This window comes from Mucilaginibacter sp. P1_A3 (assembly GCF_056406855.1).
The window spans coordinates 1-23,101 of record NZ_JBFTZJ010000020.1 but is presented as its reverse complement, the minus strand read 5'-3'; the positions used below and the strand labels follow the sequence as shown (position 1 = coordinate 23,101).

At 41.9% G+C, this 23,101-nt stretch carries 16 protein-coding genes; 7 read left to right on the top strand and 9 right to left on the bottom strand.

Annotated features, from left to right (window positions below; translation table 11 throughout):
• Positions 1-139 precede the first annotated feature (139 nt).
• From AC1D0K_RS29915 to AC1D0K_RS29880, 8 genes are all read right to left on the bottom strand, one after another.
• On the bottom strand, positions 140-448 hold the full coding sequence (locus tag AC1D0K_RS29915; RefSeq protein ID WP_477393921.1) for a hypothetical protein: 309 nt from the start codon (positions 446-448) through the stop codon (positions 140-142).
• A 95-nt stretch (positions 449-543) separates the two neighbouring features.
• Positions 544-804 (bottom strand): hypothetical protein, encoded by a 261-nt coding sequence (locus AC1D0K_RS29910; RefSeq protein WP_477393919.1) that lies wholly within the window; start codon positions 802-804, stop codon positions 544-546.
• Complete coding sequence (locus tag AC1D0K_RS29905; protein WP_477393917.1) at positions 789-2,321, bottom strand: glycoside hydrolase family 43 protein; 1,533 nt, start codon at positions 2,319-2,321, stop codon at positions 789-791. Before AC1D0K_RS29905 ends, AC1D0K_RS29910 begins: the two co-directional genes overlap by 16 nt.
• A 167-nt stretch (positions 2,322-2,488) precedes the next feature.
• Entirely contained in the window at positions 2,489-3,964 is a 1,476-nt protein-coding gene (locus AC1D0K_RS29900; protein WP_477393915.1) for a cellulase family glycosylhydrolase, read from the bottom strand.
• Between the two features lie 61 nt (positions 3,965-4,025).
• Entirely contained in the window at positions 4,026-5,480 is a 1,455-nt protein-coding gene (locus AC1D0K_RS29895) for a glycan-binding surface protein (protein ID WP_477393913.1), read from the bottom strand.
• Positions 5,481-5,503: 23 nt separating this feature from the next.
• On the bottom strand, positions 5,504-7,093 hold the full coding sequence (locus tag AC1D0K_RS29890) for a RagB/SusD family nutrient uptake outer membrane protein (protein WP_477393911.1): 1,590 nt from the start codon (positions 7,091-7,093) through the stop codon (positions 5,504-5,506).
• Positions 7,094-7,124: 31 nt separating this feature from the next.
• The gene (locus AC1D0K_RS29885; protein WP_477393909.1) at positions 7,125-10,316 is read right to left on the bottom strand and encodes a SusC/RagA family TonB-linked outer membrane protein; all 3,192 of its coding nucleotides are present in this window, start codon (positions 10,314-10,316) and stop codon (positions 7,125-7,127) included.
• 546 nt (positions 10,317-10,862) lie between these two features.
• Positions 10,863-15,062: a hybrid sensor histidine kinase/response regulator transcription factor gene (locus tag AC1D0K_RS29880; RefSeq protein WP_477393907.1), complete on the bottom strand. Its 4,200-nt coding sequence runs from the start codon at positions 15,060-15,062 to the stop codon at positions 10,863-10,865.
• An 864-nt stretch (positions 15,063-15,926) separates the two neighbouring features.
• On the opposite strand from AC1D0K_RS29880, the gene AC1D0K_RS29875 reads away from it, so the two are divergent.
• The 7 genes from AC1D0K_RS29875 to AC1D0K_RS29845 all read left to right on the top strand — a co-directional run bounded on the left by AC1D0K_RS29875 (position 15,927) and on the right by AC1D0K_RS29845 (position 21,476).
• Entirely contained in the window at positions 15,927-17,627 is a 1,701-nt protein-coding gene (locus AC1D0K_RS29875) for a cellulase family glycosylhydrolase (protein WP_477393905.1), read from the top strand.
• A 348-nt stretch (positions 17,628-17,975) separates the two neighbouring features.
• The gene (locus tag AC1D0K_RS29870) at positions 17,976-18,734 is read left to right on the top strand and encodes a hypothetical protein (protein WP_477393903.1); all 759 of its coding nucleotides are present in this window, start codon (positions 17,976-17,978) and stop codon (positions 18,732-18,734) included.
• 254 nt (positions 18,735-18,988) lie between these two features.
• Positions 18,989-19,252: a helix-turn-helix domain-containing protein gene (locus tag AC1D0K_RS29865; protein ID WP_477393901.1), complete on the top strand. Its 264-nt coding sequence runs from the start codon at positions 18,989-18,991 to the stop codon at positions 19,250-19,252.
• Entirely contained in the window at positions 19,249-19,566 is a 318-nt protein-coding gene (locus AC1D0K_RS29860; RefSeq protein WP_477463145.1) for a hypothetical protein, read from the top strand. The genes AC1D0K_RS29865 and AC1D0K_RS29860 overlap by 4 nt, the downstream gene beginning before the upstream one ends.
• Before the next feature lie 79 nt (positions 19,567-19,645).
• The gene (locus AC1D0K_RS29855; protein ID WP_477393897.1) at positions 19,646-19,855 is read left to right on the top strand and encodes a hypothetical protein; all 210 of its coding nucleotides are present in this window, start codon (positions 19,646-19,648) and stop codon (positions 19,853-19,855) included.
• A 63-nt stretch (positions 19,856-19,918) separates the two neighbouring features.
• Entirely contained in the window at positions 19,919-20,473 is a 555-nt protein-coding gene (locus AC1D0K_RS29850; RefSeq protein WP_477393895.1) for a BfmA/BtgA family mobilization protein, read from the top strand.
• 88 nt (positions 20,474-20,561) lie between these two features.
• Positions 20,562-21,476, top strand: a complete 915-nt coding sequence (locus AC1D0K_RS29845; protein ID WP_477393893.1) for a DUF5712 family protein — start codon at positions 20,562-20,564, stop codon at positions 21,474-21,476.
• A 38-nt stretch (positions 21,477-21,514) separates the two neighbouring features.
• Here the strand turns inward: AC1D0K_RS29845 and AC1D0K_RS29840 are convergent, their stop codons facing one another.
• On the bottom strand, positions 21,515-22,813 hold the full coding sequence (locus AC1D0K_RS29840; protein ID WP_477443323.1) for an IS4 family transposase: 1,299 nt from the start codon (positions 22,811-22,813) through the stop codon (positions 21,515-21,517).
• Between the last annotated feature and the right edge of the window lie 288 nt (positions 22,814-23,101).

The following is a 23,101-nucleotide window of genomic DNA, read 5'->3' as shown; positions in this document are numbered from 1 at the left end:
TTATCTGCGGCCGTAAGTTTACCGGCAGGGCCTGCTTCAAGGTCAGCCAGGCGAGCCATTTTCTTGTTTTAATTTTTCAATTTGTTACCTGTTTAACTGCGTGGGCCTACCCATATCCACATAGCGCGCAGTTGAAACCTTATTTTGGAAGGTAACGCATCCCATAATGTTCTAAACATTTTTGAGTGAACTTCTTAATAAGAACCAGGCCCTCGTTACACATTTTTTTCGATTCAGGCGTTAAGATAGGGCTATTGAAGATAGTAACGTGTCCCTTAAGCAACACACCTATTGTATCAAAATTCTCTATCAAAGCTTTAATTTCACTTTCATCTAATTCCGGCGCTTCTGAAATAATTCCATCTTCCATATTCTCTTTTTTTAACCAGGTATCATTTGCTGTGGCAATCGTCATGCGTTCAAATAGGTTACTATTGATTTCCTTCATGTTGAAAACAGAATTGGTGTAGCTAAAAAAAATGCCGGGACCTCTCAGTAAAGGCCCCAGGCATCCACTTATATTCAACTAAAACTCTCTCTTATTTAATTTTCAAACTTCTGATCATTTACCGTAAAACTCCGGGTATTTTTAAAGCCCGCCCCTCGTTTCAGCGGTGTCGGGCCCGCAGGCTGTTTATATCCTGCTTTAATGGCATCCATCATACGCTGATCAAACATCTTACCTGGCTCCCTAAAGAAAGGCTTAACGGTTTCACCGAATCGGCGGTAACAGCCCGTTTTGATCGAACATCTACTTATAAATAGCACCAATAAACCAGCAGCCGGACTTAATAAAATCTCCATTCATCAAACAAAAAACCCTCTCCATTAAATACAAAATAGATATTCCCTACTCCTTTAGGCATGTTCAGTTGTATTTGCTTTGAGAGCGTAGTCCAGTCCTTCGCATCACACATAAGGGAAACAAGAGCCGGGCCTTTAAGATTATTTACATAAACATCAATTCTACCTGTTCCTTTCACCCGGGCTTCGAATTTGGCAGGAATCTGTTTGCTAAAATCCGCTCCCCGAACCATGAGACATTGTTTATCTATTTTTCCTATGGCAACCATATTACCCTCATTACCAACAGTATCGAACTGGACGTGCCCCGAAGTGCCTGCGGTGGTTTCTGCTTGCTGCACATCGAATGGATTTAATAGGTTAAGTTGTGACGGACCTTTAAAAGTTGCGTTGACCATGGGGATATTCACATCATTCCCTTCATTCACCTGTATTGGTTCGATACCCACATTACGAAAACCACCCTTTGTGTCAAAATAATCCTGTAAATACATGGCATGATAGGCAAGATAATATTTCCCTTTAAACTTGAACAAGTGACTGTGATTGTTTGTCAAAGGACCCACGTTAACGTCGCCAGTATTCTTAAAGTAATTATCGCGATACTGCCAACTATCCGGATTTAAGGGTGTTTTACTCGTCATATAAGACATGTTGCATGCGGTTGGTTTAGCAATATTGCTATAAGGCCATACCGTGCGTTCATCCCAACTCGTACAATAGCTATAAACCCAGGTCCCATTTATAAAGTTAAGGTCGCTGGCCTCATTAAAATAAGGAGCGGGTATTTTAGAAACATTGCCGGCCAAACTGAGCATATCTGCTCCTAACTTGACAATCCTGGCATTATCCGGCATATATTTTGTTTTAGGTGTTCCGGCTCCAAAAACCAGCCAGCCTGTACCTTGGCCGTCAATCACAACTCCGGGATCGAATGGAGCATCGACATCCACACCGGGGACAGAGCGGTCGACTATGTTCTTTCCTAATGGGTCTTTCCAGGGGCCAACCGGAGAGGTGGAAGTAAGCACGGCTGAGCCACCACCGCCATTGGAGTAATACAAATAGAAGTGTGTTTTGCCGTCTGCTTCCAGTCTGGCTGTAATGGAAGGCGCCCAGGAATTCTGACTCCATGGTGTCAGCTTTGCTGTATTTATGAGGCCATGATAAGTCCAGTTGATCATATCATCGGAAGACATCATAACCAGTGTACGGATATGCTCGTATGAATTTTTCCCATCCTTTCCTACATGCTCATATTGTTCATGATCATTCGTGGCGTACACATAAATTCTTCCGTTGTATTCTACAGCTGTCGGGTCGGCCGTAAACATAAAATCTAATAAAGGGTTCGCATTATTGGTGAGGAGTTTCGGCGAAACATTTGCAAATTTTTCTTCCAGTTTTTCAATAACTACTTTCGGTTTATCCGCATTAGCCTGAGCTTCTACATCTTTTTTATATCCCAAAAAAGAGATAGCAAGGACCGTACTTAACAACACTTTTTTTCTAAACATGATTTTTTTACTTTACCTAAAAAACGAATACTCGTTAAGGGTAATTTCAATTGATTATTATTCTTTAGGCTAAGTAACAAAGAGGTTAACCTTTCCCTGAGACTGGCGAACACTTAACCAATCTCAGGGAAGGGAAATAACCTTATGCTATAATTGACACTACACTATTACTTATATCCTAATTTAAGGGCATCGTACATACGCTGGTCCTTTACCACATTATTAGCTCTGTCCAACATAAAACCTATCTCCCACCAGAATGGCAGAATACCATTCGCTTTGGCCGTTTTGGTTGCAAAAGTTGTCCAGTAATCCACAGACTTGTTGTGCATATCCAGGTCCTTAGGAAGATAGTTGCTGTTAGTGGCGGCAGTCCTCCTCCACACTGCATATTCGCCCAGCACCACAGGGATACCTTTATCAACAAACTTCTGTTTCATCTTTGTAAATTCAGCAGTGATCGCATCCTCTTCTCCAGAGGTGGCGTTGCGGTCTGGCTCAATAATAGAATGATTCCCAGCCCCCCAGTAATAAACCATTTTACCCCAACTTGCATCTCCATCCGTTAGTATCGTAAATGTAGAAGGCGTGTAGTCATGCACCTCGACCATCAACTTGTTGGGAATATTGTCTGCTGGAAGCGTATTCATCAAATCATTAGTTTTAGTAGGATCAGTGCTTGGCCCCTGCACAACCAGCACCCGGTTACTGTTCCTGCCCCCGGTAGAGCGAACTGCATTAATAAATGTTTGGTGGTAACCATTGAGTATGGTCATCTGTTCTGCAGTACTAACCGCAGGTTCATTCGCGCCGGCAAATATAAGGTGCTCATCAAAATCACGCATGGTTGTTGCAATCTGCTCCCAAATCGCCTTTTGCATCGCATTAATGGAATCTTGCGATGCCTTATTGACATGATTTTCCAGCCAACCATTATCCCCGTGAGCATTCAGTATCACATACACATTATTGGCCACACAATATCCAACCACTTCTTTCACCCGCGCAAGCCATGCAGGGTCGATTTTTGCTTTGCTCCGATCGCTTAAATGACTCCAAACCCAGTTACAGGGAAGCCGTACAGAATTGAAACCTAAACTTTTTATATATTTCACATACGATTCGGTGATTTTACTATTCACCCACTCACCTTCGTTTGGCGACTCCATGGTATTGCCAAAATTTATTCCCATTCCCGTACTCATTTTTGCCGAGAGTTGCACGGCAGTACTGGTCATTCCAGTCATGTCTGGCGCTATGGGCGATGTATTATAACCTGGGTATAAGGTAGGGGCCTGGGTAACCGTTACCCTTCTTGCCTGGCCGTTTGAACAATTTATGAATAAAACACCAGAGCGGCCTGCCCCTGTACCATTTTGCGATAATGTTGTTAAATGAATAACAGTGCTGCCGCTTTTGCCTGATGTTGTACTTAATTGCAACCATGAATAAGCAGGATTGTCGATGCTCCAATCGGCATTCCCTGCAACGGTTATGTCCTGGCTTCCACCATCACCTGTAAAAGTTATGGTGGGTACACTAACTGTTAGTTGCGGATCCGGATTCTTCGTTTTTTTACAGGCGAATAAAGATATAACTGCAATAAGCAATATCAATATTGTAAAAGAATACTTAATTTTCATTTTGTCTTAATTTTAATCAGTTAAAAAGCCCCACGGCGATATGCTGCCGTGGGGCTGTAGGCTATTTAATTTTCACAACTCTCAAATTATCAACAGCGCCATAAAAGCTGGCTGCCGAAGTGCCATAGTTATGTATATATATGATGCACGAGGTATTTCCGGTATCACCAGTTAAATCGGCAATTTTGGTTAATGAAGCACCCATACCCTCGCCAAGCGTAGGATCTGACTTACGGAACGATGTTAAAGGAATAGTTACTGTTACCCACCCTTTTGTAGCGTACGGCACCGTTGTAGTAGCATTTTTTTGCCATGGTTCCCATCGAGCCATATAGCCATTTACTCCACTTACAATATCAACTGTAGTACCATTCCATGCTTTTGGGATACTTGCTTCAAATTTAAATGCCCAATGGCTAACTGAGTCAGTGATATTAGCTTGGGGCACCCACTGTGCTGCATTCATAGGTATGTTAGTAGTCCAGGGCCATCCATCGCCCTTGGCCAACCCACTAATATCCAATAACATATAGGTGCTTGAATTGCCAGGAAAATTAGCGTCCCCTTTAGTTTGTTTGCCAGCACCCCAGTATTGCCAATTAAAATTACTATCCCAATTGGATATGGAGCCTGTTGCTACATCATGTACATTGTACACGGTAGCAGCAGCGCCAAACTCTGTAGTAACAGATACCGGCCCGCTTTGCGTTAGCGTTGGCAAAACGAACCCAACAGAGCTCCCATTTTTTGATGATTTATAAGAAGTAACTGGCGTACCGGCAAAAGTTAGCGTTTGAATACCTTTAAGGTAGGTACCATAAATATAAACCGAATCACCCGGGTTGGCATTTTCGTTGGAAATACCTGTTATGACCGGGGTCGCAATTATTTTAAAATTCACCGTACCGCTCTTGGTGGTTACTGATACCTGATCATTGGTGGTTGCAGCCGGCATCAAAAATCCAATAGAAGCCCCGGCAGTGTCTAATTTAAACGACGGAATTGCTGTACCCCTATACGAAAAGCGTTGAACGAAAATCAGATTTGCGCCGTAAACATAAACCGAATCACCGGGGGCGGCAAATATATTGGAGATTGCCGCAACAGTGGGTGCTGCCGGGCCCAATTTAAAAGAAAAGGTTGTTGAACCTGCTCCTGTAACATATTTCACCGTATACAGCTTGGCAGTATCAATTGTTGAAAACTGTATGTAGGGGATTTGCACAACAGCACTGCCTGGCGCAAATAAAGCATTGTTAAAAGAGGCGGGAACCCCGTCAAAAGATATTTGAGTTGCATTTTGCAAATTCTGCCCGGTTATTACCACCCATTGACCCTTTGCCGCGGCGCTATGTAAAACCGTATCATTGGGTGAGGCTACATAACTTTTAATAGCCGCGATAACCGGGGGAGCACTGCTGCCGCCGTCGTTGTTCTTTTTACAAGCCGGTGATAAAGCCACGATCATGAATAAAAGCGGCAAAAAACACCGGCGTAAGTATGATTTCTTTTTCATAACAAATATTTTAAATGTTTTAATTAATAATAGGGTACCGGTGGCTGTGCCAATTTAGGGTCGGTGGTCAACTCTGATGACGGAATTGGCAACGTAAATGAATTGATAGTTGCCGGAAGCGTAACTGGCGGAGCAATAGTGTCTCTTGTAGCTGTTTTCGTTGCAGGGTCATAAGTAAACGAGATTCGCCCGTGAGTGGCATCCTGATCATTAAGAAACTTCACAGCGTTAGTAGGATCGTAATAAGAATACCTAACCAGGTCTATCCAATATTGTCCTTCAAAAGCAAGTTCAACCCTTCTTTCCGTACGCAGTAAAGCCGGGGTTATTGCAGTCACCATATCCACGCCGGCCCTTGTGCGCACAGCATTAAAATAAGTTATAGCGTCACCATCGCTTGTAGTTGCATTATTACCCAAAATAGCTTCTGCATATACCAGGTACACATCGGCCAATCTAAGAATTGCAACATGTTCGGGGGATGACCACATATCCATTGTTGGCGAATTGTTGTCTTTTTCGTTGCCAATAATGTGTTTTTTCAGGCCGGTACCTGTTGCTTTATAACCACCGGAGGCTTGAAGCAATTCGGGATAGAAATCTCCGTTGAGCATAATAGTGGCTTTGCGCCTTACCGTATCCTTAACAGAATACATTCGGTATAAATCATAGGTTGGCTGTAAAGATTGCCACCCACCTTGTTGTTGAGGAAGAAGAGTGTTGCTTGGTGAAAAATAACCTTGCAGAGCATTGCCATTTCCATAACCTACACCCGCGGCCCATTGAAGCGCGAACAATGACTCAGGGTTATCGTTGTTTTGCACCTTGAAAAGATCATAATAGCTGGGAAGCAAATTTAAGTTGCTGTTTTTACATACATTGCCCGCATACTTTTTGGCACTGTCAAGCAAAGCCTGATCGCGTGAACCGCTTTTGCCTACACCTGCCATCGTCAGGTATACTTTGCCAAGCATTCCCTGCGCCGACCAGGTAGTTACCCGGCCTTTTTCATCCGTTTTGGGAAGGTTTTGCGCTGCGAAGGTTAAGTCTTTAGCAACGAATTTATAAACATCTGAAACAATATTGCGATTAAGCAGCGGATCTTTTATCAGTTTGCTGTTGTCTTCAACAATTGGCACAGCCCCCCAGTATATCGCTAAATGATAATAAGCAACGGCACGAACAAATTTTGCCTCAGCTATGGCCGCATTTTTGTCTGATGCCGAAATAGACGAAGACGCCTGGGTCTGTATGGCATTAATAACGCCATTACATTGCGCTATAACATTGTACAAGCCAACCCAACCATTGGTCACCAGGCCATTTTGCGCGGTAATAGTGCGTGTAAAAAGCTGTACCAAATCGTTACTATACTGAAAGCTGCCGGTACCACTCAATACGTCGCCAAGCGGTATCAAGGCCCCATTGTTCCATTGCCACCACTCCGAACCGCCATACAGGCTTGCCGTAGCCAGCCGTAAATCGGAAGTGGTTTTGTAAAAATTAGTAGAACTGACCTGCGAGTTGGACGGGCGGTCCAAAAAACTCTTTTTACATCCGGCTATTGCTGCTGCACATAGCAGGATGACGATAATTTTGTGAATTGATTTCATAAACAAATATTTTAAATCGATAATCGTTTTATTATTTCAAGGTTATGTTTGCGCCAATAGTAAATACTCTTGGCTGCGGGTAATAACCGCCGTCCCAACCTGCCTGGAGCGGGTTCCACGAACCGATTTCGGGATCCATACCTTTATATTTTGTAATTACAAAGGCATTGGATACATTGGCATATACCCTAACAGAATGCACGGCTATTTTGGATAAAAGGCTTTCTGGCAAGCGGTAACCCAAGGTGATATTTTTGCACCGCAGGAATGAGCCATCCTCGATCATTAAACTATTAGGTCGGTTATTGCTGTTGGTATTGTCATTTCTCACGCCTACAATTGTTGTATTTGGGTTGGTAACATATACATTGTTAACATCTGTTGCAGAGCCGTTGTGATCTACCAGAGCCAGTTTCGCATAGTTTAGTACCGATGTGAAAAAAGTGGCATGATTTCCCGGATCGTTTTCCGGTATAGCCACTTGATTGAATACCTTGTTGCCATAACTGCCGCTGAAGAAAATATTCAGATCAAAATTTTTGTAGTTAAAGGTATTATTGATACCATACTGAAATTTGGGGATCGGGGAGCCCAAAAAGGTTTGATCTTTTGAGTCGATAACACCGTCGCCATTCAAATCCTTGAACATACGGTCGCCGTACCAGATCCCCCCGCCTGCTGAAGAAACCGGATAAGGATTGCCGTTCGCGTCAACAGGCCGGGCATGGTTTTGAAAATCACTTGGCTTTGAAAATATCCCATCAAATACATAGCCGTAAAATTCGCCAATGGGCTGGCCCACCACTGTTTTTTCAATGATATCGTTAATTACATAAGATTTTTGGCTTAAGTTGGCCTGGTCTCCACCTGCACCTAAACTGGTCACTTTGTTGTTATTTCGCGATATGGTAAAAGCAGATTTCCAGGTAAAATTTTTAGAAATAATATTGGTAGAATTGATTTGGAAATCAAACCCTTTGTTGCTTAGCGAGCCTACGTTGGCATAAGGCGCCTGCATGGATCCCGGCCCCCAGCCCGCTACAGTACCAGAGTATTCCGGAAGCGGCACCTGTAATAAAAGGCCGTTTGTTTCGCGATCATAAACATCTAATGAAAAACCTAACCGCCCATTCCAAAACGATGCGTCGATCCCGGCATTGTAGTAATCGGTTTTTTCCCACTTCACAGACGGATTTGCCAAATTGTTTTGAAACTGCGCTGTACCTGATAAGCCATTTGTCACCGATGCAAGTTGGGTTACAAAAGTATTGCCCGGTATGCCCTGGTTGTTGGTTAGCCCGTAACCAAGCCTCAGCTTCAATTCATTTATAGATTTTACACCTTTTAAAAACGCCTCGTTATTAATTTTCCAGGCAAAGCCCCCCGAATAGGTAGTAACCCAACGATTGCCGGCCGGAAAATTTGAAGAACCATCGTTCCGTATATTGCCGGTGAGCAGGTATTTATCATCCCATGAAACATTGACACGGCCGAACCAGGATTCCTGTGCAGAGCCGCCGGTGGGGGTTGATTGTGAATTATCGCCCGAGTTTGTGGCTGTGCTGGCGTCCCCTGAATTAATGGCCTGCACATTGTTTGAAGGAAAATTCCTTCGCGCACCGCTAACGTTTTCAAAAGTGCTTTCCTGCGATTCATGCCCTGCTAAAGCATTGAAATTAAGTTTATTGAAAGTATGGTTATAAGTTAAAAAATTGCGTATTACAATATAAAAATTCTGGCCGGCGGCAGAGGAACCGTAGTTAGGGCTGGGAGTACCTTTACCAAAACTATAAGTTGGTGAAAACTTATCTTCTGTATTAAAATCGAAATTACCGGATAGTTCATTTCGCAGCGACAGGTCTTTGGTAAATTGTATTTCGGCATACACATTGCCAAATATCTGGTTTCTCTTTTTTTGGTCTTTTATAATTTTAGCCAATGCCACCGGGTTGGCAACAGGTTGTACCCAACCGGCGGGGTCGGTAACACCGCCAAAGGAACCATCAGAGTTGGTTACCGGAATATCGGGGGTAATGCTTAGCGCGGTATTGATTACGCTACTGGAAGTTGAATTTACATTTTCATTAATATGCGCCAATTGAAGGCTGGTCCCTATTTTTAGCCAATTAGTGGTTTTGTTATCTAAATTAAGCCTTACGGAGTACCTGGTAAAATCAGATCCAAGGGCTATCCCTTCCTGGTTAAAATACGAGGTTGATAGTAAATATTGGGTTCTGGCATCGCCGCCGCTTACCGTAAGTGTGTGATTCATCATCGGAGCCTTCCGGAATAATTCATTTTGCCAGTTGGTACCGGGGCCCAGGTATTGAGGATTGGCAAATTGGGGCCTGGTATCAAAGCCCCAGGCAATGCCCCGGGCATTAATGATAGTAGCAAACTGCGGCAAATTTACTGTAGGAAGCCGCTTGGTTATTTCCTGGTAACCGGTATAGAAATCATAAGTTATCTGCGGTGGTCCGGCTTTACCCCTTTTTGTAGTAACAACCACTACGCCATTGGTTGCCTGCGAACCGTATATGGCTGTTGCCGAAGCATCTTTCAATACATCTATTGATTCAATTTCGGCAGGATTGATGCTATTTAATGGATTAGAACCGGTACCCGGATCACCCACGGGTGGAATAATAATACCATCTATGACGTACAATGGCGAATTAGAGCCGCTTATTGAAGACACGCCACGTATTTGAATAGATACTCCACCACCAGGCTGACCCGACACTTGTTGAACCACAACCCCTGCAACTTTGCCCTGCAGGGCCTGGTCAAAAGTAGTTGGTTGCGTTTGGCGCAAATCGGTTCCTGATATGGAACTGATAGAACCCGTTACATCTGGCCTCCGCGCTTTAGCATAACCAATAACAACAATCTCGTTCAAATTGCTGGATGTTGAATTAAGCCTGACATTAATTGCACCGGCCTGCTTAACAGTTATCTCCCTTTGTGCATAGCCTAAAAAGCTAAAAATGAGTACTTTGCCCGGCTCAGCGGCTATGGTATAACTACCATCAATGCTGGAGATAGTGCCCAGGCCCGTCCCTTTAATCTTAATGCTTGCGCCTGGTATGGGCTGATCATCGTCGACACTTGTTATTTTGCCCGTAATATTTACGGTTTGTGCATGGGCAGAAAAATAAAGGAATATGCCCGTGATGATTAATGAAATCTGGTATTTCACTCTTCTTTGTAAATTTTTATCCATCTTTTAAAAGGATTTTAAGGTTTGATAATTGGTTCATTGGTTTTTGGTTAGTAATTAATTGGCTTTTATTTCATTCATAATTGTTTTGTTATCATATTTTTAAATAGCCCAAAAAAACTTTGAAAACTACTTTACTGTTAGCTTCTTCACATGAAACCGCTGCCCGAACAATCAGTTAAAAAACTTCAGGTGCAGTCAGGTGCATGCTTACTAATTCAAAAAAGTCAACTGTTGGTCCTATTGGTTATTGGTGAAATAGTGTTTAAAAGCAACATCTTTAAACACATTGCTTTGAACTTATATTCTGGGGGATGAAACTATGATTGTTAAAAAGAAAGGAATACCGAATTTGATAATGAATACGGGCCAAAATGTTAACCACCGTACAACATCCTAAAAATCAACATTTTAAACCACTAAAAAACACTCCGATTTCATGATTTTTTTATTTTTTTGCGAAATATTGACTTCAATGACAACAAATTGGGAGTAATTGGCCGTCATAACGCGGACAAGAAGGGACCGGCAATAATTGGTTAAATTTAATTAACTGTTCTTTTCTTCCAGTTTTTGTTGGCGAATTGAACTGACATAGGTAGAGGGAGGGATGTTATACTCATCCTTAAATGCTTTTGTAAAATATTTGGGCGAATTAAAGCCGACTTCGTAGCCAATCTGACTGATCGTCATTTGGCTGGTCTCAAGTAAATACACCGCTTTTTTAAGTCTTATAGAACGGATAAAGTCAACAGGCGACTTACCCGTAAGCATTAAAACTTTTTTATAAAGCGATACCCGGCTCATATTCATCTTGCTGCTTAATTCTTTTACCGAAAGGCTTTCGTTTACTATATTCGATTCTATATATTCAACAATACACCTTAACAGTTTTTCATCTTCATTTTCTAAAGGAGTTTCCTGCAATTGCACATCCATCTGCTTTTTGTACGTGCGCTTATAGGTGTCCCGAAGGGTTAAGATATTTTTGATTTTTGAAAGCAATATTTCAAAATTAAAGGGCTTTGTCATGTAATCATTAGCGCCAATTCCCAGGCCCTTTATCTGCTCTTCGTCACCAGTTAAAGCGGTTAACAGAACAAGAGGAATGTGCGAGGTACGTTTGTCCTTCTTTAGTTTTTTGCACAACTCAATTCCTGTCATCTCGGGCATGTTAATATCGCTTATAATAATATCAGGATGTTGCGATAGGGCCTTTTGCCAGCCCTCCCTCCCATTTGAAGCTTCGATTAAAATAAACACATCTTTTAAATTGTCTTTCAGGTAAAAGCGAAAATCATCGTTATCCTCCACTAAAAGAACCATCGGCTTTTTATTTGATCGCGGCTCTTTGACAACACTTTTATCTTCATTAGGAGCAACTTCGTTTGCGCTATCAATGTCATCGTCTGATGGCAGGTCCGTTTCCCAACTGTTATAAATAACAAACGGTAGTTTAACGGTAAAACAACTGCCGCGATCGGGCTCACTCTCTACTGTTAATTCTCCTCCGTGCATCTTCACAAACTCGTGCGTAATTGCAAGGCCAATGCCGCTGCCCTGGTTAATCATCGACTCCGGAATATCGTGTTGAAAAAACCGCTCGAAAATTTTACCTTGTTTTTCAAGCGGGATACCAATACCTGTATCAATCACCTTAATTTCAAGCGGAGCGTCGCCAGTTGCGCTATCTACATTAAGCAAGACGCTTACCTGGCCGCCAGGCAGTGTAAATTTAAAGGCATTTGATAGTAGGTTAAACAATATCCTTTCTATCTTATCATGGTCAAAATCAGTAAACAGTGAATCAATCGTGGTATCAAAAATAAAATCTATTTCTTTTTGTTCAGCTATATCAGTAAATGAAAGGTATATCTCGTTGATGAACTTCACCATATCCCCTGGCTTCCTATGTAGTTTCAACTCCTGAACTTCCATCTTCCTAAAATCAAGCAATTGGTTTACCATGTTCAACAATCGCCTGGCGTTTTTTCCTATCATGCCCAGCTGTTGTTTCTGTTCCTGATCAGCGCGGGTAAGCATTTTTTCGACCGGTGCCATGATCAGCGAAATCGGCGTCCTGAACTCGTGACTTACGTTGGTCAAAAATTTTGTTTTCAGTTGATCAAGATCTTGCATACGCTTAACCTCCTGACGCTCCTGTTCTATTAATAATTTTGCTTCCTGTTTTTCTTTCTCTGCTATAAATTTTTCTTTCTCTGCTATGAATTGTCTCTTTATTTTTTGTATTCCGCGCCGGCGTATAAAAAAGAGGGTCCCGGTTATCAGTAACAGGTAAATGACATAAGCTAAAGTAGATTTCCAGAACGGGGGCAATACCTTTATTTTTAATTTTATATAGCTGGGTTTCCATTTTCCCTCCCGGCTAAGAGCCCTTACCTTAAAAGTATAATTGCCTCCGTCAAGGTTGGTGTAGGTAGCTTTCCGGATAGCATTGTTTGCTGTAAGCCACCCTTTATCAAAACCTTCCATCATATACTGATGCGTTATTTTATTGGGGTTAAAGAAATTTATGGCGGCAAATTCAATGGTAAATACATTTTCGCTGTGGTTCAGCGTTATTTCCTGTGTGGCCGAAATTGCTTTAGATAATATAACGTGGCCGTCAACTTCTTCATTGGCTGCTATACTTTTGTTGAATAGCTGAAAATCGGTGAAAATTAATTTAGGCTCATCGGTATTCGGATGTATACTCAATGGATCGAAAATATTAAAGCCGTGAGAGCCGCCAAATACCAATTCCCCTTTATTAGTTTTTAAGGCTGTAGATACGTTGAACTCTCTTCCCTGCAGGCCATCTGTTTCATCAAAGCTTTCAAATTGAAACTTATATGTGCCGTTGCCGGGTGTCAATGTTATCCGGCCCAGCCCGTTTGATGTACTTAACCACATGGCCCCGCCCTTATCCTCTAATACCCTCGAAACCTGGTTATCGGGCAACCCGTCCTTTTTCATCAGCGAGATGAAACGGTTTGTTTCGGGGTTCAGTATGCTTAGTCCGTCCCTTGTCGCTATCCACATCAGGCCGCGGCTGTCCTGCGTGATATTATGGATGTCATCATTGATCAAACTGTTAGGGTCGTTTTTCTTTGTATTATAATGTATAACGCCACGCCCATTTTTTAATATTTTATCTACCCCAAAGTATCCTCCTACCCAGAGATTACCTTTGGTATCCTCAAAGAGTGCGGATATATAAGGCGACCTGATATCCGTTTGCTTAAAGGGAGACGAAAATATTTTTCTGTCTCTGTCAAATATTTGCAAACCTGCCGCAAAAGTGCCTATCCATAACCGGTTTGACGAATCTTCCAGGATATTCCACACCCGGTCATCAGCAATGCTCGTGGGTACCTTGTCATCATGCTTATAATGAATAAATTTTCTCCCGTCAAAATGGTCAAGCCCGCCAAAATAGGTTCCTATCCATAACTGCTGGTCATGATCGATACATAAGCTTACAATAATATCACTGCTGAGGCTGTTCGGGTTTCTCCGATCGTGTTTATACTGGGTAAACCTGCCTGTTTTGCGATCAAAATAAATTAAACCGCCACCATTGGTCCCAATCCATAGGTCGCCCTTTTTATCTTCTGCAAATTTATTAACATCTTCAAAACTAATGCTCGTGGCATCTGAGGCAAAGTGCCTGTAGAGCGGGAACCTGATAATATTTTTATGATAATAGCTTACCCCCTCTTTAAGAGTACCAGCCCACATAATGCCAGTGTTGTCTTTGTAAAGCAATACAGTGTTTTGTCCCAATGATTTCGGATCATCTTCCCTATTTAATAAATAAGTAATTTTCCCACTTTTTTTATCCAATAAGTTTACGCCGCCATGATCGGTGGAGATCCACATAAGGCCGTCGTCGGCCTGAATAATACTAATAATAATGTTGGATGTAAGCGGTGTCTCTGACGATTCTTTGGTGATGTACCGAAACCGGCCCGTACGGCGGCTGTAATAATAAACGCCGGAATCCATATTGGGGTTAAACATCCAGAGATCGCCTTCCCTGTCGATAGTTACCGAATAGTTCCTGCCCTTATTATTAGCTGCTTTTTTAAAAATATCGGTATGGTACGTAATTGCATTTCGTTTTACATCAAATAGCTCTACCACGCCATCGTTATAAGCTAGCCATAAATTCCCGCTTGCATCCTGCTCCATGTCTGTAACAGAATTTGAATATAATGATGGGTTGGAATTACGGTGATGATAATAACGCGTGGCAGTTTTTTTCAGCTCATTATACCTGTAAAGGCCGGAATCGGGACGCAAAAACCAGAAGTCGCCTTTGCCGTTGTGAAGTATCTTGGAAACGAACGGATACTCGGGAAGTTTGAAAGAATAGGCCACTGACGATACATCATTGTTAAACTGCTCCGTTTCTGGGTCATAAAAGGAATATCCGCTTGGGGTTGCTACCCATAATTTTTTGTCAGGCCCTTCATAAATATTAGTTATGTAATCCTCCTTTATGGTGTTTTTATTATTTCCGTCATGCTTAAATACTTTAAAAGTATAACCGTCGTAACGGTTAAGTCCCGATGCCGTACCGAACCACATGAAGCCTTTGGGATCTTTAAATATGCAATTAACCTGGTTGTGAGACAGTCCGTTGCCCGTATTGAGCCGTGAAAACTGGTACTGGCTGTTTTGCGCAAAATTTTTCGTGTAAGCAAAAAACAACACTGAAACAACAATATAAAGTTTTACGCGCATTAAAATTTAGTTGAGATCTTCGAAATCAGGAGCCTGGCCCTTGGCAAACCGGTACATCTATATAGCATAAAAGTAAGATAAATTCGTAATTAACCAGATAAAAGTGGCAATTCCTTTATTTGATCAACGGAAAACAAATAACCTACCTCTGGAGCAAACGAGCTGCCGATATTATGGTACGGACCATGCCTGAACTTACAGTAAAATAAAGCTTGTTAAAGGTTGTCGTTTAAAAAAAGTGGTGAAACACTCTTAGTTACAGTTTATTAAGCAGTTAACACAGATTCTCTACACCATTTTATAAATTCTACTTCAGATAAGACAACTGTTTATACAAAACACCTACAGAACCCACGATTTTTCCTTAAAAATTAACATTTACCTCCCTATTTTCTAACTTTTACATCCCATCATTAGATTATCTCTTCTGTAGTTTTACTACTCAATTAATAAACCTGGTACCAATTCAACTATTGCTCACTAAATCATGACCGCTGTTCTAACGGCTGTATTATGTTGACTTTAATTGCATTGTTTTCATTAATTGTACTTCTCCTTTCTGAAAAACAAGATTTAACCAATTAAACAAATAAACCGGTTCAGGCCCGTTTTATCCTATCGAAAAATGAAACTAATGTTAAACTCTGCCTTACGCGGAATGGCAACTGCCTTATCATTGATCTTTTTAATACCCCGTTGGTGCAGGCAGTTATCAACATAACTGCCTGCACCAATACCTGTATAAAACTTAAAGGTAATGATAAATATATCGTCGATTTGCCTGGCTGTCTGCCACTTTCACACGCAATTAACCAATTTATTAATAAAGGCAAATTTAAATGCCGCCAGTTTAACCATTTTTTTATGAAGAAAACTTTAAGTTATTTTTTATGCATTCTTGCAATCCCGGCATTGACAAGGTGTACGAAGCCACAAATCGCTTCTCCGGATGTTAAACCGCTTGCTAAAACGAGTACCAAAACGCTGACCGCCACCAGCTATCCAAGTTACAACATTTCGCCGCTTGCACCTGATCAAACCGGGATGGCCAGTACAGCAACTCAAATCGCTGCAAATATGACGGTAGGTATTAATATTGGCAACACAATGGAAGCCCAATATAACGAAAACGGGTGGGGAAACCCCAATATTACCCAGGCACTCATTGACAGCTATAAACAAAGGGGGTTTAACGCCATAAGGATTCCTTGTAATTGGAATTGGTCACATGTACCAGATTCAACAACTGCAAAAATAGACCCGGCCTGGCTTGCCCGTGTGCAGCAGGTTGTGCAATACTGCGTTAACGATGGGATGTATGTGATATTAAATATACATTGGGACCACGGATGGCTGGAGCTCAATTGTACAACCACCGCGCAGGCGGCCGTTAATGCCAAACAAAAAGCACTTTGGGAACAAATTGCAACACAAATGCGTGGTTTTGATCAACACCTGCTTTTTGCCAGCGCGAATGAACCTAACGCAACGGATACCACGGGGATGAGAGTTCTGCTTTCTTATCATCAAACTTTTATCAACGCGGTGAGGTCAACCGGCGGGCACAACAGTTACAGGACACTGGTTATCCAAGGGCCCAAAGGAGGTGATATTGTTTATACGAACAATCTGATGAACACTATGCCAACAGATCCGGCATCCAACCGTTTGATGGTGGAAATCCATAACTACACTCCCTGGAACTTCTGTTTGTTGGACGCCGACCAATCATATGGTAACAGGTTTTTTTATTGGGGCTCGGGATATCACACCACCTTCGATGTTGCGAACAATCCGACCTGGGGTGAGGAATCGACCATTAGCGAAAATTTCCAAATGATGAAGACAAAATTCGTTGACCATGGCATCCCGGTAGTAATGGGCGAGTTTGCAGTAATGGACCGAAATCTTGCGGGAGACTCTTTAAACTTCAATCTTGCTTCCAGGGCGTATTGGTATAATTTTTGTATGCACCAGGCATTGGCAAACGGGATACTACCATTTCTTTGGGACACCGGGTCTCTTATTAATAGATCGACTTACGCCGTAAAGGATCAACGGGATTTAGCGGCCCTTGTACAAGGGGCACAAACCGGCACATCCCCGGCATTTCAGGTTGGTAGTGTGTACCAAATCATCAATAGGTATAGTTTTAAGCCTTTGGAGATCGGTGGCTGGGCAACTGCTAATGGGTCGCTGGCAGATCAATGGGATTATGTAGCCGGAGCAAATCAGCAATTTAAAGTGCAAGCTGCGGCAAATGGCAGCTACCTGTTAACGCCTATGCATGTTGGCGGGAAGTGTTTGGAGGTATGGGGTTGGTCTGGCGCTAACGGGGGTGCCGTGGATATGTGGGATTATACAGGCACAGGCGGAAATAATCAAAACTGGTTAATTCAGCCAACCTACGATGGATTCTATAAAATCATAAACGTAAATAGCGGAAAAGCCCTGGAAGTTACTTTAGGGACTGATGCCGCAGTTCCATTCAGAAATGGTAGCGCAGTCGACCAACTTGATTACTTCGGGGGCAAAAATCAGCAATGGGGATTTGTGAAAATATAAGTTAAATACAAAGTAATCAATTAAGTATTTTCACAAAATTGCCAAAAATCTCTAATGCCTCTGTTTTAAATGAGGTGTTAGAGATTTTTTGTTAGATATTGATGGTTTGAATGACTTGTGCCGATCAGATAGCCGGGGCTTTCATAAAAAGCCCGCTTGGTCTGTTGTATTTTTATCGAAAATCTGCCCCGAGGGCATAAAAAAGCCCTTTTACTACTGTAAAAAGGCTTTTTAGAAAAGGGGTCGCAAACTGGGCTCGAACCACTTATTTATAACGGCAACCTCCGAATTTTTCAGGCATATAAACTAAAACTTTGATAAGTCGTTAATTAAGCATATTGTAATTTTATGCCTTCAGACACCTATTTCAAATTCCGTGGCCGCTTTGAGTTATCTCCTCATCGTTACGATATCGGCTGGCCGATATTTACAGACAGGATTTTCGGTTTAAATTTCTTTGTGGATAAGATCTATAAAATCAGGGAGGATGAATATTCCCCGTTTTACAATTACCAATTAAATCATTACCTCGAAGAGAACGCCCACCAGGAGGAAGCTTTTTTTGATCATGTTTATGATATCATAACCAATAGGGTCAAATTCTATAAAGGCTTAAAGCCGTCCGGTGGCGCCTATGCCAAAGGATTGATTTTTACAGGTAAACTGGAAGTATTTCTGACATTTCTTAAAAGTATTGATCAGTGGCATAAGACACAACCATTGGAATCGGTTATCAGCGATAAAAACAAACGGATCGACCAGTTAGAGGCAAGAATAAAAGAATTGGAAAGCCAGATTAAAGAATTCACTAAATATGAAGCCGGTGAGAAGATCGTCATTAGTAAAGACGGCATCCCGGTGTTTATCGACCTGATTGATCAGGTAAGGGAATTGAAGTTGCCGAATGGTAACAAGTTGGTGAACAGCCAAACGGCAAGCCCCTGGTATAAACTGCTCGCCAAGAATTTTCTAAACGGCGACAAACCCATAGCTATCGGTACCGCCCAGAACTATTTTCCTGCTGACAAGGTTAACCCGCCACCGAAATACACGATCATCGCTGAAAAAGACAAGCTCTTCAAAATTATCCAAAAGCCTAAGAAATAGGCTTTTGTCTTTTTATCTGTGACCAAACGCCTCCAATGGTCATTCATTTTGCCCTTTTTGCTTTCACATTTGCCTCCATACTGTTCAACGGCACGCTTTGTATCTGGGGATTGAACAGCTAACTGCTGCGCGTTATGATCTAGCGCCTATACCGGGAAGGTGCGGATTATAATTATCCAAAGTAGGGATAAACTTTCCTGCAATGCAAAGTACTTGCAGGTATTTAGAATAACGATTAAAACAAGGAGGAACATATGAATGTGGAACTAATCACCAAAGGGGATTTACAGGAATTTAAAAGCGATCTGTTAAACGAGATCAAGAGGATTATACAGCCGGGACAGGCCAGCACCAAGAAGTGGCTAAAAAGTGTAGAGGTAAGAAAGTTGCTGGGCATATCACCCGGCACGCTTCAAAACTTACGGATCAACGGTACGCTGCGATTTACAAAAGTCGGCAGCATCATGTACTACAAACTGGAAGACATCAACAAGATCCTGGAGGGTGAGGGCAAATGAAGTTGCAGAAGGACATTGTTAAAAAACTGGCAGGCTATGCCAGCTTGGTCAGGCGCATGGAAAAGGATAACCGGCTGCTGCCAACCCACCTTAGCTTATTCACGGGTTTATTTGTTTGCTGGCAGCGCAACGGCTTCACAAGTCCATTTGGTGTGACCCGAAAAACGCTCATGGCGTTTTCCAAGGTCGCCTCCATCGCAACGTATCACAAGTGTATCAAAGAACTCGACGAATATGGTTACATCCGCTATCAACCCTCTTATCATCCCAAACTCGGCAGCCAGGTTTACTGGCCTGTCGGTTGGGCGGTATAGCCCGATACTTTGTATCGGTATAGTTATATATCGGGCTATCCTAATAGCTGCATATCGGAATAACTGGTTATTCCGATATATGGATAGACAGATATCCAGCTATATAAATTCGGTGCAGCCAAAGGGCTGCACCGGTAATGATTTGCATTGCAAATCAGGAAGAAAGCGGCGGTCGCTTCGCGAAAGCGGAGGGAGCGAGCGGAAGTCGGGCACACCCGACTTTTTCCGCTCGCCCTGCGGGGCAGAGCCGATTCGCGTATACCTCCGGTATACTTTACCCCCCGCTTAATACGATAGATAATGGTTTTGGTATACCTGGCGGTATACTGAATTTTAATAAACAATAGGTAGCATGACAAAGGATGAAAATGTAAAGACCATCAGGTTCCCGGTGAAAACAGATGAAAAACTGCAAACGATTGCTGGTAAAAACGGGCTAACGAAACTTGATCTTTTTATTTATATGGTGGATTATTTCTACAAGAGCAAGAAAGATCCCAGGGATCTGAATGATGACTTATTGAAAAATGCGATCAATAAAAAGACGGATAATATCGTGGCATTTATCAAGACACAAGAACAGGAATTATTGATCCCGATAAAGAAAGATGCGGAACGAATGACTGCTAACCAGTTGAAGATCGTTGATTTTTTCAATAGGCATATCATTAAACATAATGATGAGCAAAGTGCGGCTTACCAGGACCAACTAAAGCATATTGGGCAGATCGCAGGTTACCTGAAAGAGCTGAATAAATTACAATATGAAAAAACGGTGCTGAAGAAAAGGTTTTCGGACATCTTAGAATTTTATATTAAACAACGGGAACAGATGGGAACATTTACCAAGCAGGCCGAAAAGGACGACCTGATCAAACATATTAGGGAGCAGGTTAAAAACCTGTGAGCAGTTCATAAACAAGTAAACGATAAAATCGGCCTGCTACGAATATCAATAGAGGATAGAATAATAAAGAAAGTATAACAAAAACACAATGCATGTCAATATCACTAAAAGCGAAACCGGGAATAACAAAGGAAGCAGCGGACAGCTGGTTGCTTATTTGGAGAAAGAAAACAGGGTTGCAGAACAATTGAATAAAGATTACCAGCCGGAGTACTGGTTTAACCAGGAAAATAATACCATACAGCCTTATGAAGTGAGGCAAATCATTGACGGCAATATCGCCAAGTTATCCAAAGATGATGCGAAGTTTTTCCTGATCAATATCAGCCCGAGTGAAAAAGAGATCCTTTTTTTGAAGGATCAATATGGGGAGGAAGGTGCTAAGGAACAATTGAAAGATTATGCAAACACAGTGATGGACGCTTATGCAAAGAATTTTAAACGCAACAGCGTTAATGGTAATCAGGACCTGGTTTATTTTGGCAAGCTGGAGAACCACAGGTATTATACTTATAAAGATCTGGAAGTACGGAAAGGCCGTGCTAAGAAGGGTGATATCAAACCGGGAGAACAGATGCACGTGCAGGTCATTGTAAGCCGGAAAGATGCGAGTAACAGCATTAAGTTAAGTCCTTTGAATAATTCTAAGGGAACCAATGCGGAACACAGCCAGAAGGTCGGGCAGTTTGACCGGGTTGCTTTCAAACAGGCAGCGGAGAGCTTGTTTGATCAAACCTTTGGTTATGACAGGGAGATCGGGGAATCATTCCATTATGCGAATACCCTCAAGCATGGAACTTACGAGGACAAGCAGGAGGTAAAAGAGCAACTAAAGGCGGAGCATACGTTCAGGTTAGCAAATCAGCAAAGTTACCAGGGCAAAGGCATTTTGGGTACATTGTTAAACGAAGGGCAGAACATGGGTGGAAGTCCGCCAACACCGGATGACGCTAAAAAGAGGAAGAAAAAGAAGCGTGGTTATTCCCAGGGGCCGACAAGGTAGAGATCAAGGTTTGTTTTCAGACCACCATAGCCGTTAACTTAAGGATTGAATATGTCATGAACGATCTGAAAAGCAGCTTTTTTTCCTTTTTTGGGTTCGATAAGGATGTGTTTAATAATTGGGAAGATGAATATTTCGCACCAGTCTTTGAAAGCCAAGCTGCCTTTTATCACTTTTCTTAAAGCATATCCATATTGCCGGACTTGTTTAAAGAACTTCCACATAGAGCAGGCATAGCCTGGCGACCCTTTCCGAATAACGGTATCGATACATCGGAAGACTTTCCAGTTGAGTAATATCCATATGAATTTGGCGATCAACTGGCACTCCAGCCTGTCCTTTTTAACTGCCTTTATCTTATGCACATCAAGTAACGACTTCCATGTTTTGAAGACTAATTCTATTTGCCACCTTAAGCGGTACAACTGAATAACGGCTGCTGCATCAAGCATTTCTTTGGTGGTATTGGTAATGAATATACTGAATTTACAACGCACTTTATACTCATTAGTAATTCCTCTTTTCTGTGTTTTTGCCTTTTGCTGCGCTTTTCTTATTCGTTCTGTCCATACATGCTCAGGTACCGGAAAAGCAATCAGTCGGCAATTAATGGCATCTTTACCTGTTCCAATAGTAACCATCGTTTCAAAAGGACTGTCACTACCCCGCTTTTTTTGATATAACTTTACCCAGTCAATCGTTTCTCCACTACTGCACTGAACAAACTTTACCTGAGGGTGTGGCCTGTTCAGAAAAAAAGCCTCTTCCTTAATTATTCTGGCAAGGTATTCCCTGGTTACAAACGCCAGATCACGGATGTGCAGTTCATCTTTACAAATCTGGTCCAGCGTTTTTTTCGAATGACTTTGATCGTTTTGTGTTGCTTTAGTTAATTCGAGGTTCTCCCAATTTCCATGCTTCAGGTCAAATGAATACTGGATGTTCATGATAGACGATATTCCGAAATTTCCAAAGCCCGGATAATCTTCCATAAACCTCCCGGGCAGGGTAAACTTAGAGGAATCAGCAATCAGCACCCGTGAAAAAGGCTGCCAATTGTCTGGCTCGCCACAATCCAATTTTAAAGCCATTTGGGTTGCAAGAACCGATTTCAGAAAATGCAGGCTCCTTGTATTAAAACGTTTGTGCAATCCAACTTTACTTAATGATTTTTGGTGTTGCTGCGCCAGATCATTGCAGCAATCTTGCAAACTAAGCTGACTGTGGTCAAAATCACTAAACATTAACGTGTCGATAAACTCCGCCGGTTTTAGCTTAGATACCCGTTGTTGAAAGCCACTTTTGCGGGCAAGCTCAAAAAGTTTACAAGGATCAATAACTGACCGTATACCATCTTGTAGGTCGGGTACATGATCAGTAATAAATGTGTTTTGTTTGAAAGTAAAAGGCGCTTTTCCCCTAAAAAAAATAACCTATTTAATTTTTTTCTTACTATATTTATATAAGAAAAGGCGGTAAATGCCTCGAAAACATACCGCCTTTTTATAAATATAAAAACTATACAAATATGGGAAAATCTAAGTGGTTTTGCCCAAAGGCGAAGCCCCGTCCGAGTAATATCCTAAAAAATATTTTTGAAAATTTCTTAAGTTAACGGCTATGGT